This window comes from Flagellimonas amphidinii (genome assembly GCF_013090115.1).
GTDB classification, from domain to species: domain Bacteria; phylum Bacteroidota; class Bacteroidia; order Flavobacteriales; family Flavobacteriaceae; genus Flagellimonas; species Flagellimonas amphidinii.
On sequence record NZ_JABFNN010000031.1, the window covers coordinates 218,027 to 231,242 of the forward strand.

At 38.4% G+C, this 13,216-nt stretch carries 11 protein-coding genes; 5 read left to right on the forward strand and 6 right to left on the reverse strand.

What is annotated here, in order from left to right:
• Positions 1-8: 8 nt before the first annotated feature.
• Positions 9-719, forward strand: coding sequence for a M15 family metallopeptidase (locus HJC33_RS09450; protein ID WP_171658573.1), 711 nt, complete (start codon positions 9-11; stop codon positions 717-719).
• 26 nt (positions 720-745) lie between these two features.
• A complete protein-coding gene (locus HJC33_RS09455) occupies positions 746-1,663 on the forward strand; it encodes an alpha/beta hydrolase (protein ID WP_171658574.1) in 918 nt (305 codons plus the stop codon).
• Positions 1,664-1,666: 3 nt separating this feature from the next.
• Here the strand turns inward: HJC33_RS09455 and HJC33_RS09460 are convergent, their stop codons facing one another.
• The 3 genes from HJC33_RS09460 to HJC33_RS09470 form a co-directional block, all read right to left on the reverse strand.
• Positions 1,667-2,779, reverse strand: coding sequence for a THUMP-like domain-containing protein (locus tag HJC33_RS09460; protein ID WP_313777732.1), 1,113 nt, complete (start codon positions 2,777-2,779; stop codon positions 1,667-1,669).
• Positions 2,780-2,852: 73 nt separating this feature from the next.
• Positions 2,853-3,953 (reverse strand): AI-2E family transporter, encoded by a 1,101-nt coding sequence (locus HJC33_RS09465; RefSeq protein ID WP_171658576.1) that lies wholly within the window; start codon positions 3,951-3,953, stop codon positions 2,853-2,855.
• A 3-nt stretch (positions 3,954-3,956) separates the two neighbouring features.
• Positions 3,957-4,565 carry a DUF4159 domain-containing protein gene (locus tag HJC33_RS09470; RefSeq protein WP_246245519.1) on the reverse strand — a complete coding sequence of 203 codons (609 nt, stop codon included), beginning with the start codon at positions 4,563-4,565 and terminating at the stop codon, positions 3,957-3,959.
• A gap of 81 nt (positions 4,566-4,646) precedes the next feature.
• Between HJC33_RS09470 and HJC33_RS09475 the strand changes: the two genes are divergently transcribed.
• Positions 4,647-5,453, forward strand: a complete 807-nt coding sequence (locus HJC33_RS09475; protein ID WP_171658578.1) for a DUF1223 domain-containing protein — start codon at positions 4,647-4,649, stop codon at positions 5,451-5,453.
• Here HJC33_RS09475 and HJC33_RS09480 read toward each other — a convergent pair.
• Genes HJC33_RS09480 through tsaD form a run of 3 tightly spaced genes read right to left on the reverse strand, consistent with a single transcriptional unit; the run spans position 5,450 to position 7,567 of the window.
• The gene (locus tag HJC33_RS09480) at positions 5,450-6,154 is read right to left on the reverse strand and encodes a 16S rRNA (uracil(1498)-N(3))-methyltransferase (protein ID WP_171658579.1); all 705 of its coding nucleotides are present in this window, start codon (positions 6,152-6,154) and stop codon (positions 5,450-5,452) included. The two genes, HJC33_RS09475 and HJC33_RS09480, sit on opposite strands and share 4 nt — an antisense overlap.
• Positions 6,155-6,157: 3 nt before the next feature.
• A complete protein-coding gene (locus tag HJC33_RS09485) occupies positions 6,158-6,484 on the reverse strand; it encodes a TfoX/Sxy family protein (protein WP_171658580.1) in 327 nt (108 codons plus the stop codon).
• Positions 6,485-6,538: 54 nt separating this feature from the next.
• The gene (gene tsaD / locus HJC33_RS09490; protein WP_171658581.1) at positions 6,539-7,567 is read right to left on the reverse strand and encodes a tRNA (adenosine(37)-N6)-threonylcarbamoyltransferase complex transferase subunit TsaD; all 1,029 of its coding nucleotides are present in this window, start codon (positions 7,565-7,567) and stop codon (positions 6,539-6,541) included.
• Between the two features lie 101 nt (positions 7,568-7,668).
• Here tsaD and HJC33_RS09495 point away from each other — a divergent pair, with 101 nt between their 5' ends.
• Together HJC33_RS09495 and pfkA are read left to right on the forward strand one after the other, a co-directional pair.
• The gene (locus HJC33_RS09495) at positions 7,669-12,090 is read left to right on the forward strand and encodes a translocation/assembly module TamB domain-containing protein (protein ID WP_171658633.1); all 4,422 of its coding nucleotides are present in this window, start codon (positions 7,669-7,671) and stop codon (positions 12,088-12,090) included.
• Between the two features lie 132 nt (positions 12,091-12,222).
• On the forward strand, positions 12,223-13,209 hold the full coding sequence (gene pfkA / locus HJC33_RS09500) for a 6-phosphofructokinase (protein WP_171658582.1): 987 nt from the start codon (positions 12,223-12,225) through the stop codon (positions 13,207-13,209).
• The last annotated feature ends 7 nt before the right edge of the window (positions 13,210-13,216 follow it).

A 13,216-nucleotide genomic window follows, 5' to 3' on the forward strand; every position in this document is an offset into this window, starting at 1 on the left:
TTGATTTCATGAGATATAGTGTACTTATTTTCATTTTTATAGTATCAGTCAATTGTAAAAAGAAGGTTGAACCACAACCCGAAGCAAAAATTGTAGTGGAAGAAATATCCAATGTTCCTGATACCAATGTAGCTCAGAAGAAAGTGCTTAGGACATTTGATGACCTTGCCGATACTACTTTTGTGCGTATAGCCGATTTTAGTGAGGATTTTGCATATGACATGCGTTATGCTACGGAGAATAACTTTTTAAAGGCCAAAGTTTATGATTGCGCCGAATGCTATACTCGTGTAAAAACAGCAAAGGCGTTGATAGCCGCCAATAAGGATTTCCTCAAAAAAGGGGTGAAAATTAAGTTCTTCGATTGTTATCGACCTAACTCTGTCCAATATAAAATGTGGAAGATTGTTCCCAATCCGCAATATGTGGCAAACCCGGTAAAAGGCTCCATTCATAACAAAGGAGGGGCTGTTGATATTACTTTGGTTGATTTAGAAGGAAACGAACTGGACATGGGCACTGATTTCGATTTTTTCGGAAAAAGAGCCTATCACGATAATATGGATCTGCCTAAAGAAATTTTAGAGAACAGAAAACTCCTAAAGGAAACTATGGAGTCCCACGGTTTCTGGTCCATTCGGACAGAATGGTGGCATTACAACCTTTCTGCTGGTTCCAATGATAAAATCGCCAACTTTAAGTGGGACTGTGATGACTGAATTTAAAATCAATAAAAATATCAACAATGTATAGAACATTATTTTTCGTAGTTATGGCTTTATCCATTGGAAATATAGCTGCCCAAGATACCATTATCCCTTTATGGCCCCATAAGATTCCGAACCAAACCGAATCCAATGAAAAGGAAGAGGATGTGGAAGAGGATATTAGGTGGATACGAAATGTACAACAACCGCTTATTGAGGTGTATTTGCCCGGAAAAAGAATTGCCAATGGGAAAGCTGTTTTGATTTTCCCGGGTGGTGGCTATCACGGGCTGGCCTACGATTGGGAAGGTTCCAATATTGCAAAAGCTTTTAACGCCAAAGGAGTTGCAGGAATCGTTGTGAAGTACAGATTGCCCATATCCAAATCAATCACAGACCAGAAAGAGATAGTACCCCTTCAAGATGCGCAAAGGGCCATCAGGTTGGTTCGGAGTAAGGCTAGTGAGTGGAATATTTCAGTGGACAAAATTGGAATTATGGGATTTTCGGCTGGAGGACATTTGGCGTCCACGCTCGGAGCAATGTATGATGAGAAGGTCTATCCTAGACAAGATGGGGCAGATGATTTGAGTGCCCGACCAGATTTTATGGCGTTGATTTATCCTGTTATTTCTTTGGAATTCGATACTACCCATATTGGCTCAAGGAGCGCGCTTTTAGGAGAAAATCCCACCCAGGACTTAATCAGCCGTTTTTCTGCCGAAAAAAATGTAACCGAGAATACTCCGCCAACATTTTTGCTCCATGCAGTGGATGATAATGCCGTGCCAGTGGAGAATAGTATTTTATTGTTTCAATCCTTAAGGAATAAAAAAGTACCGGTAACGATGCACATTTATCCCTCAGGAGGTCATGGATTTTCTTTGGCCTTGCAAGATGCGAAATTGAAAGGATGGATGGACCTGTGCTTCAACTGGCTTGAAAATTTGGATTGAAGATTAAACCTTTCTACAGTCTAATACAACTAAGGTGTCCTTTTCTGATGTAGTGAAAAAAAGGTACACTTCGCCGCCATCTTTAATGTTGTGTTTTTTTCGAAGTTCAGTTACAGGTATTGGAAAGTTTCTGGTGGTGATATTAGCCTTGTTACGGGCAAATTTCTTGAGATTGGTTTTGGAGTAGGGTATTATTTCCAGAACTGAAAATACCCTTCCCGGAAAATCAACAAAAGTTGAAGCGGTATATAAATGGGAGTGAAGGTGAAGTTTTTTCAAACCAAAATAGTTGCCCACCGATTTAAATCCACCAGATTTTAGAATAGCTGCATTGGGTTCGTACAAATACTCTTTTGGAGTATCAAGTTCAACAATGGCCTCTTTTTCCTTTTCAAGTTCAAAATTGAAAACTTCTTGGGAGTTGGGGAGCAAATTTATGGTTTTCAAAAGCACATCTCCAGAAAAGTCATGCTCCAAAATAAACAGCAATTCCTTCACCTCATTTTTAACGGACACAACATGAATTTCTTTTACAAAATCCAATTCTTGTAAACCTTGTTTGATATCCAAAAGGGGAGAGGTTTTGACCAAAATATTTTTTGACTTTTCGAAAAGATTGTCAAGTTGCTCGGGAAGATTAGGAAGACAATCTTGCAACAAAAACACTTTGCCCTTGACATCATTCCTTCGTGAAGGATCTATATAGATCCAATCAAATTCTTCAGGGATTTTTTTCAAATATGCTATGCCATCTTCAGGAATACATTTTATGTTTTTCTGACCAAGAATATCAAAATTATGTGCCGCAATTTTACTTAATTCAGTATTGATTTCACAATGAAAAACAATATCAATTTTTTTAGAAAAAAAATAGGTGTCGACACCAAGTCCACCAGTAACATCCACCAATGATTTTCCATTGATGAGATTGGCTTTATATTGGGCGGTAAGCTCCGAGCTGGTTTGCTCAATATTCAGTTTATTGGGGTAGTAGATTTTGGGAGCGGAGAACCAAGTTGGTAATTTGTCCTTGCTTTTTTTTTTCGCTTCCAGTTGTTCCGCCAGTTCTTTTTGAGAGATACCTTCAAAAAGTGGTTTTTTTAATAAAACTGACACGATGTCAGTATTTATATTTTTAGATATAAAATCCTGTACACCAGTATTTAATATCAATTTATTCAAACTGATACTATAGGTTTTTGGTTAATTTCTTCACGAAGGAGTATTCGGCCAAAAATTCTTTTAAAACCACCTTGATTGCGGTGTATCCAGGGACGGCAACTACCATTCCAACAACTCCGAAAAGTAGACCGGCAATTATAATGACCAAGAAGATTTCCAGAGGATGTGACTTTACACTTGTGGAGAAAATAAACGGTTGTGAGAAGAAGTTATCAATAAGCTGTCCTATAACCAAACCGATTAAAACATAGAGGGCTTTTGGTAGAATTACGGTGCTAAAATCTGCACCTAAAAAGCTGGTCATGGTGAGGGTCACCATAATGATTCCGCCAATGATCGGACCGATGTAGGGAATGATATTAAAAAGGGCACAAAGAAATGCTATGACGATGGCATTTTCCACCCCAACAATCAGCAAGGAAATAAAATAGATAACGAACAAAATAAAAAGCTGTAACAAGATTCCGGCAAAATACCTGGAGAGTAATCCGTTTATCTTGTCAATGGATTTTACCAAGTTACTTTCCTTGTTGTCGGGAACAAATGTCAACAAACCATTTTGAAATAAATTACTGTCCTTTAAAAAGAAAAACGAAATAAACAGCACAGAGAACAAACCTATGCTAAAGTCGCCCAAAATGTTCACGAAGGAATTGAGAAAATTGGGTATAAAGCCCAAGTCCAAACCTTTTAATACGCTTTCTTCAATATGGGATTCTTCAATAAGATCACTTACGTTGTTAGAGGTGGCCCCAAAATAATCCAAGATTTGCAAATAGAGTGTATTGACATCAGCTTTTAGCGCATCAATATCCAGCAAGGAAAGGTTTTTACTTTGTTCAGAAATCAAAGGAATAAAGAGAGCTAAAATCCCAAGGAAAATGGCCAGCATAAAAATCATGGTAACAATTACAGCCAAAGTATTGGGGAATTTTAATTTTCTTCTCAAAAAAAGTACAATCGGTCTTCCCAATAGAGCAATAACTGTGGCAATGGCCAAATAGGCCAAAACAGATTGTATTTTATATATAAAATATACCAAGATTGCTAGGCCTACAATTATGGCTACCGCTCTTAAGATTCCATTGGCAATTGTACGTGAGCTCATGGATTAACTTTTAAAAACATATTCGATAATATTAGAGCCCATTTGCAGGGCTTTCTGTCTAACATCTTCAGGGTCGTTGTGCACGGACGGGTCTTCCCAACCATCTCCTAGATCACTTTCAAAGGTGAATAACAGCAACAATCGACCTTGGTCAAAAATACCAAATGCCTGTGGTCTTTTCCCATCATGTTCGTGAATCTTGGGGAGACCTTGGGGAAAGGAAAACTTTTGATCAAATATTGGATGGTCGGCACCTAATTCTTCCAACTGTTTATCTGGAAATACTTTTTGCAATTCTCTTTTAATATAAGGCTCCATTCCATAATTATCATCAATGTGCAAAAAACCACCCGAAAGCAGATACGTCCTTAGGTTTTCAGCCTCTTCATCAGTAAAAAAAACGTTTCCGTGTCCGGTCATGTGCAAAAATGGATATTTAAAAATGGAGACACTCCCAGTTTCCACAGTTTCAGGTTGTGGTTTTATCTTGGTACCTATTTGCGCATTGCAGAATTGAATTAGATTGGGCAATGCTGTTGGATTGGAATACCAATCTCCGCCGCCGCCATATTTTAATATGGCAATGTCTTGTGCTTGACCAATGCCAATCATAAAAAAAGTTAAAAAACAGGCTATGTAGGTAAGTTGTCTCATAAACATGCGAATAACTTAATAATCAAAAGTACAGTATTCATGCCTAAAAAGATATTATTCCCCTCTTTTGTGTTCTTTGGAATATCATTGATCGCCCTTTATGCCACCAAAGTTGAGGGCAAAGGAGATGAAATGAGCATTTTAAAAAAGGAAGTAAAGACAGTTGAAGAAGGAATATACAAACCTGTAGTGGTATTGGAACTGTTTACCTCTCAGGGTTGTTCAAGTTGCCCACCTGCTGATATTTTGTTGGAAAAGGCGAAGAAGCAATTCCCCAAAGAAGTTTTTGCACTATCATACCATGTGGATTATTGGAATTATATTGGTTGGGAAGACCCTTTTAGCAAATCTATTTATACAAAAAAACAACAGCAGTATAATAGGAAGTTTCGATATGGAAGCAATTATACACCACAATTGGTAGTAAATGGAAAAGAACACTTTGTCGGGTCGAACCGTTCACAAATGACTTCCAAAATATCAATCTATAAAACCAAAAAGGCGGAAAATGAAGTTGAGTTGTCCCATCATACTTTATCAGGTAAAACATTGGAATTTGATTTTAATGTAAAGGGAAATCTTGATGGAAAGCAATTAAGGGCTGTTGTGGTTTTGGATGAACGGATTACATCGGTAAAGCGTGGCGAAAATCGAAATAGAGTTTTAAAAAACAGCAATATTGTTATCGCGGAAAAATATATCCCGCTTCAATCCGCCAAAGGGAAAAATGCAATACATATCCCAAGCATTGTTGCAAAGAATGAAGGATTGACTTTGATGTTGTTGGTTGAAGCAGGCAATCTGGATATAATCGCTGCTGTCAAAACTTCGGTGCAACTACCCTAATTGTTGATGATGCCCACCGTTGTACAGGCTACAATTGCGGCGGTTTCTGTACGTAACCGATTTTTCCCCAGAGATACAGGTACATAGCCTTTTTGGTAGGCCAAATCGATTTCATCTTTTGAAAAATCCCCTTCAGGTCCAATAAGAATGGTAACATCTTTATCAGCAGCTACTCTTCTTTTCAATTCCATTTTTTCGCCCTCTTCACAATGAGCAATGAACTTTAGCCCTTCATTTTGTTGTGCTAAAAAGTCATTATAGGAAGTGATGGGATTCAGTTTGGGTAAAAAAGTGCGGAGTGATTGTTTCATGGCCGATTGCACAATACGTTCCATCCGCTCAATTTTCAGTACTTTTCTCTCGGAATGTTCGCAAATAATAGGGGTAATTTCATCCACACCAATCTCAGTTGCTTTTTCCAAAAACCATTCGTACCGATCATTCATTTTGGTTGGAGCCACGGCAAGGTGCAGTTTGTATTTTTTCGGTACCGTCTTACTTTCTGAAACAATCTGTGCTTTACATTTTCTTATGTCAGCGACTAAGATTTTGGCCTCAAAAAGAAATCCTTTACCATTGGTAATATGCAATAGGTCACCTTCTTTTTTCCGTAAAACTTTAGTGATGTGTTTGCTTTCTTCGGAAGAAAAGAAAAACTGTTTGTAACTATTGTCTAATGAAGGATTGAAAAAAAGTTGCATGAATTAAAGTTTACTTTTGGCATGTTCCAGACCCAGTTCCACCCAATACTGCAATTGTTCCTCTGTCCTGAAACCTTCGGGAGATACGAAAACGAATTCTTTCATGGGTTTGCCTGTAAAATCCATGGGCCTTACAAATTCCTGTTGCATCACTTGTTCCATTTTTTCCGGAACAATCCTAACCGCCAAATCATCTTTGACCGGGCCCACGGTCATTTTTCCATGAAACAAAAAGGCCACACCCCCGAACATTTTCTTTTCAGTAAAGGTTTCTGGAAACAAATTAATGGTCTCTCTGATTCTTTTAACCGTTTCTTCGTTATAAGCCATTTCTAATTGAATTGAAGTGAAAGGTAGCAGAATTAAATGAAAAAGAGAAGCATATCAGCTTCCAATGGTATACCGTGCTTTGGCAGTAACCTTCTGATCGGTAAATAGGTCATTTTGGTATTTGAGATACCCAACAATACCGATCATGGCGGCATTATCGGTACAATATTCAAATTTTGGAATATAGGTTTTCCATCCCTTTAGTTCTTCGGCTTCTTTGAGTCTTGCGCGAATGCCAGAGTTGGCGGCAACTCCCCCACCAATAGCAATTTGTTGAATGTGGGTTTGGCTTACCGCTATGTTTAATTTGTCCATCAAGATGTTTAGTATCGTCTCTTGAACAGAGGCACAGATGTCATTGATGTTTTGTTCCACAAAATCTGGATTCTTTTTGGTTTCCCGCTGTAAAAAATATAGAATGCTGGTCTTGAGTCCGCTGAAACTAAAATTGAGTCCTTCAACTTTGGGTTTGGGAAACATAAAGCGTTTAGGATTACCGAGTTGGGCTTTTTTGTCTACCAAAGGACCACCGGGGTAGGGCAGTCCCATAAGTTTGGCACTTTTATCAAAAGCTTCGCCAACGGCGTCATCCAATGTTTCGCCCAGCACTTCCATATCAAAATAGTCATTGACCCTCACAATTTGGGTATGCCCACCGCTTATGGTCATTCCAATAAAGGGAAATTTTGGTTTGTCCCTAGTTTCATCATCAATAAAATGCGCTAAAATATGGGCTTCCATATGGTTTACTTCTATCAATGGAATGTCTAGGCCAAGCGCCAGGGATTTGGCAAAAGAAGTCCCGACCAATAAAGAACCCATGAGTCCAGGCCCTCTAGTAAATGCTATGGCGGATAGCTGTTTTTTATCGATATTTGCCTTGGCCAAGGCTTGGTGTACCACGGGAACAATATTTTGTTGATGCGCTCTTGAGGCGAGCTCAGGGACAACACCTCCATATTGCTTATGAATTTCCTGTGTGGCCACCACGTTACTCAATACTTTTGTATTGCAGAGAACGGCTGCCGAAGTATCATCGCATGAAGATTCAATTGCTAGAATGTATTTTTTTTGGGTTGTCACTGGCTTTGGAACAAAAATTGGACATCAAAGGTAAAACATAAAGCCCTATCAAAAAACTCAAGAAAATATTGCTTCGGTCCTTACTGGTCATTTTATTGATCATGGTATTGGGTTCTTTGATTTTATCTATCCCTGCCGTCCAGACCAGAATGGCCAAATATGCCACGGATTCCATCAATGAAGAATTTGGAACCAATATTTCCATAGATCGGGTAAGTCTTTCCCTTTTCAATTTAAACACAGGGATAAAGGGTATCTATGTAGAGGATTATAGGAAGGATACTTTGGTTTACATTGAAAAGTTGACCACATCCATTTTAAACCTCCGAAACATGTCCAATGGAAAAATGGAATTCGGGGATATCGCAATAGATGGGTTGTTTTTCAATTTAAAAACATATGAAGGCGAGAATGATACCAATCTGGATGTGTTTGTGGCCAAATTAGATGATGGACAACCTAGGGCTCCGGGTACTCCACCATTTTTTATGGCTTCTGATGAAATAGAGGTTGCAGATGGAAAGTTTATACTTACGGATGAAAATCTTGAAACTCCCGAGACACTTCATTTTACCCAACTGGAAATTATGACCAAGGATTTTCAAATTTTGGGACCTGATGTGACGCTAAAGATTGACGAATTGGCTCTGCAGGCCAAACGGGGTATCCATTTACAAAAGCTTTCTACGGATTTTAAATACACCAAACAGCAAATGCGGTTTGATGCTTTGGAAATCCAAACCAACGAATCGCGGATAAAAGGCAATTTGGTTTTCAATTATAATCGAGAAGATTTTTCAGAATTTATAGACAGAGTGCAAATTGATGCAAATTTTGAGGAATCTACAGTGGCCTTGAATGAAATCAATACATTTTACGATGAGTTTGGTCAAGATAAGGTAGTATCCTTTTCCAGTACTGTAAGTGGAGTGCTTAATCAACTAAAGACACAGGATCTTTTCGTGCAAACTGAAAATACCGGAATCCATGGTGATTTTGATTTTGATAATCTGTTCAGTGAAGAAGCGCCCTTTGTAATGCGTGCTGATATTGATAACCTGACATCGAGTTATTATCAACTAAGATCCTTGCTGCCCAACATTTTAGGAAAAAACATACCATCTTCATTTCAAAAATTAGGTCAATTCACTATTCGTGGTGATGCAGAGGTGACCGAAACTGCATTTGATGTAAAAATCAATTTGAATACGGCCATTGGAAGCAGTTATACAGATCTGCAGATGACCAACATACAAACAATAGATGATGCTTCCTACATTGGTTTTATCTCATTGATTGATTTTGACCTTGGCAATTTTGTTGATGATGAGAATTTGGGACTAACTTCCTTGGATGTGAATGTTGAAGGAAAGGGATTCATTGCCGAATATCTCAATACTGAGGTAATAGGAGAGATCTACAAATTGGAGTATAACGATTATGAGTACAACAACCTTAGGGTTTCAGGGGTGCTCAAGGAGCAACTTTTTGATGGTTCATTGGTAAGCAATGACGAAAACATAAAATTTAATTTTAAGGGGCTAGCTGATTTTGGAGATGATCAGAACAAGTTCAATTTTATTGCTTCGGTGGACCATGCAGATTTAAAACGTCTCAATTTTATCAATGATAGTGTTTCCATTTTTAAGGGTGACTTGAATATGGATATTGAAGGAAATACTTTGGACAATATATTGGGGCAAATACGTTTTTCCAATACTACCTATCAAAACAAGAACCACACCTATTATTTTGAAGATTTTGCTGTGTCCTCCACCTTTGATCAGGACACGGTTAGAACCATAGAAATCAATTCTCCTGATATTATTACAGGTTATGCAAGAGGAAAGTTCAAGGTAAGAGAACTTGGCAGATTGGTCCAAAACTCTGTAGGGAGCATTTATACCAATTACAAACCACATGAAATTTCGGATGGGCAGGAACTTAGCTTCAATTTTAAGATTTACAATAAAATTGTAGACATCTTTTTTCCAGAGGTGACTTTTGACCCGAATACATTCATTAGGGGAGATATTATTGCAGATGAAGGAGATTTCAAGCTCACATTTAAATCGCCTAGCATAAGTGCATACGGAAACAATTTGGATAATATAGAATTGAAAATCGATAATAAAAACCCGCTTTTTAACACCTTTGTGTCTGTAGAAGATATGTCCACAATCTACTACGACATCAAAGACTTCAATATGATCAATACCACCTTAAAGGATACACTTTTCTTTAGGACAGAATTTAAAGGGGGGAGTGGGTTTGATGATAGCTATAATCTGAACTTTTACCACACCTTCAATAAAGAGAATAAGTCAGTAATAGGTCTTAAAAAATCAGATGTCAATTTTAAAGGGAACAAGTGGATTCTTAATAAAGAAGGCAATGAAAAGAACAAGGTTATTCTCAATAGGACTTTGGATAGTATCAGAATAGAGGATGTTGTGATGGACAACAACAATAGGGAACAAATAAGATTGAGGGGGGAATTGGCGGATTCAACGTATAAAGACTTAGACCTTCAATTTAAAATAGTTTCCTTGGGAAAAATAACTCCGGCGATAGACAGTCTTAAATTAGATGGTCAAGTGGACGGCTTTCTGAATATCCTTCAAAAAGATGGTAAATATCTGCCGACATCCAGCTTAAATGTGAAGGATTTTAGTGTGAATGACCTTCGATTGGGAGATTTGGAAGTGGGGATTTTTGGGAACAATGACCTTACCCAATTTGGAGTCAGTACATGGTTAAATGACAATGGTATTGAAAAATTGAGTGTCAATGGAAAGGTCATCAATCGAAATAACAAACAAGAGCTCGATTTAGTGGCCAACTTCACCAATATGAATTTAGAACCTTTCAGCCCTTTGGGAGAAGGCGTAATTTCAAATATAAGAGGTCGAGTAAACGGAAATGCCAAGATTGTAGGAGATGCAAGTAATCCCTCTATTAACGGTACACTCAGTTTGAATGATGCCGGAATGGGTATTCCATATTTAAATGTGGACTATGATTTTGCTCCTTTCTCACGGGTACGGTTGTTCGACCAGACCTTTTATTTTGAAAATGTTGGCCTCTCCGATGTAGCTGAGAATACTACAGCAACTTTGGATGGAACCATAAACCATACTGCTTTTGGCGATTGGTCGTTGGATTTGGACGTGGACACCAATAATGACAGATTTTTGATTCTGAACACTGAATTTGAAGAGGAAGCTTTGTACTACGGAACAGGATTCATCAATGGTACGGGAAGCATCTATGGCCCCACTGATGCCCTTACCATTGCTGTGGATGCGTCAACGGCCAGAGGTACCTCATTAAAAATTCCTTTGAGTGATGTAACCAGTGTGGGGGATTATTCTTTTATCAATTTCATTGAAAAAGGTGGTTCGGAATCTTTTAAAGAAGAACGTGTGTTACAGGACTACCAAGGTTTGGAAATGGCATTTGATCTTGCGGTTACACCTGATGCCGAAGTGGAGATAGTGGTGGACAGAAATACGGGCAGTTCGCTAAAGGGAACAGGGGAAGGTATTCTTTTGATAGAGATCAATACCAATGGAAAGTTTAATATGTATGGGGAATTTGTTGCGGTAACCGGGGAATATAATTTTAAATATGGTGGAGTTATTGATAAAAAATTCAAGGTGCGTCCAGGGGGAACCATACTTTGGGAGCGCGACCCACTGGCAGCCCAGCTTAATCTAGAAGCAGTGTACTCCCTCAATGCCAATCCGGCTCCACTTTTAGATAATCCTGGCTACACGGGAAGAATACCTACGGAGGTGGTAGTTCGGTTGGATGGTGAATTGGAAAGCCCCAATATCAATTTTGGCATTGATTTTCCGGGAACCAATTCTGTTGTTCAATCTGAATTAGAATATAGATTACAAGATCCTACCGTGTTGGAGCGTAATGCATTTTTCCTTTTGGCGCAAGGTACTTTTGTCAATGATCAAACCGGAATCAATCAACAAGCGGTTACTGGAAATCTTATTCAGACGGCATCTGGTCTGCTCAATCAAATTTTAGCAAGTAATAACGACAAATTCAATCTGGGAGTTTCTTATGAGCAGGGACTTTTGGACCCCAATGCAGATATTCAAACAGAAAATAGGATTGGTGTAACGGTCTCCACACAAATATCTGACCGGGTTTTGGTAAACGGAAGGGTGGGGGTTCCCGTTGGTGGAGTTTCAGAAACTGTAGTGGCAGGTGATGTAGAGGTACAGGTACTTTTAAATGAAGAAGGTACTTTAAGTGCCAAAATATTCAATAGAGAAAATCAAATTCAACAGTTTTTGGCAGAAAGACAAGGATATACTCAGGGTGTGGGTCTATCATATCAGGTCGATTTTAATAGCTTTAAAGAGTTGATGCAGAAGGTCTTTAAAAAGAAGGAAAAAAAGATAGCGCCAGCACCCCCTGAAGAATCTACCGAAATTATGGGTAAGGATAGTCTGATACGTTTTCAACCTAAAAATAGCACAGTAAAAAAAAGCTCTAAATAAAGTTGGGTTTTTTAAAGATTTTCACTAAAAATTTTACGAAAACGTTTGCGAAATTCCCTGAAAACAAATAAGTTAATAAGGCATTCATAATTTAAATAAAGTTTCCTAGTTTTGGTCTCTTAAAATTTTTGGATGGCTTCAGATATCAAAAAAATAGCAGTATTTACCTCCGGAGGAGATTCACCAGGAATGAATGCGGCTATACGCTCTGTTGTCCGTACCTGTGCTTATTTGAAGTTGGAGTGTGTGGGCATTTACAGAGGATACCAAGGGATGATTGAGGGTGATTTTAAGACATTGGACGCCCGTAGTGTTAACAACATCATCAACAAAGGGGGAACTATTCTAAAATCTGCCCGTTGTGAAGAATTCCGAACCAAAGAAGGACGAAAAAAAGCTTATAATCAATTACAAAAGGAAGGAATTCAAGCTTTTGTGGTCATAGGAGGAAATGGAAGTTTCGCAGGTGCTCAATTGTTCAATGAGGAGTATGATTTTCCTATTATGGGAATACCTGGCACCATTGACAATGATATTCTTGGTTCTTCCTATACCATTGGTTTTGATACTGCAATCAATACCGTTGTAGAAGTAATAGATAAAATACGAGATACTGCCAGCTCTCATAACCGCCTCTTTTTTGTGGAAGTTATGGGTAGGGATGTTGGCCATATTGCCCTAAATGCAGGGGTAGGTGCAGGTGCTGAGGAAATTTTGATACCTGAGCAGAATCTTGGACTGGAACGTTTGCTGGAATCCCTAAAGCGTAGTAAGAAATCTGGAAAATCTTCCAGTATTGTTATTGTAGCCGAGGGTGATAAAATTGGTAAAAATGTCTTCGAACTTAAAGAATATGTAGAGGAGCATTTACCGATTTATGATGTTCGAGTATCAGTTTTGGGCCATATGCAACGTGGTGGAAACCCAACCTGTTTTGATAGGGTTTTGGCCAGCAGAATGGGCGTAAAAGCAGTGGAAAGCCTGTTGGAAGGCAAAACCAATTATATGGTGGGTATAAGAGATACCAAATTGATTCTTACCCCTATAAATGAAGCTATTAAAGCACATACAGAAATTGATGAAGAACTCATCAAGGTTTCAGATATAATGACTACATAATTAACCT

Bases quoted from the DNA above. Each gene is read 5' to 3' on its own strand.
- HJC33_RS09455 (WP_171658574.1), top strand. From the start codon at position 746: ATGTATAGAACATTATTTTTCGTAGTTATGGCTTTATCCATTGGAAAT.
- HJC33_RS09485 (WP_171658580.1), bottom strand. From the start codon at position 6,484: ATGGCTTATAACGAAGAAACGGTTAAAAGAATCAGAGAGACCATTAAT.
- pfkA (WP_171658582.1), top strand. From the start codon at position 12,223: ATGGCTTCAGATATCAAAAAAATAGCAGTATTTACCTCCGGAGGAGAT.
- HJC33_RS09495 (WP_171658633.1), top strand. From the start codon at position 7,669: ATGGTATTGGGTTCTTTGATTTTATCTATCCCTGCCGTCCAGACCAGA.
- HJC33_RS09450 (WP_171658573.1), top strand. From the start codon at position 9: ATGAGATATAGTGTACTTATTTTCATTTTTATAGTATCAGTCAATTGT.
- HJC33_RS09470 (WP_246245519.1), bottom strand. From the start codon at position 4,565: ATGATTGGCATTGGTCAAGCACAAGACATTGCCATATTAAAATATGGC.
- HJC33_RS09480 (WP_171658579.1), bottom strand. From the start codon at position 6,154: ATGCAACTTTTTTTCAATCCTTCATTAGACAATAGTTACAAACAGTTT.
- HJC33_RS09475 (WP_171658578.1), top strand. From the start codon at position 4,647: ATGCCTAAAAAGATATTATTCCCCTCTTTTGTGTTCTTTGGAATATCA.
- HJC33_RS09465 (WP_171658576.1), bottom strand. From the start codon at position 3,953: ATGAGCTCACGTACAATTGCCAATGGAATCTTAAGAGCGGTAGCCATA.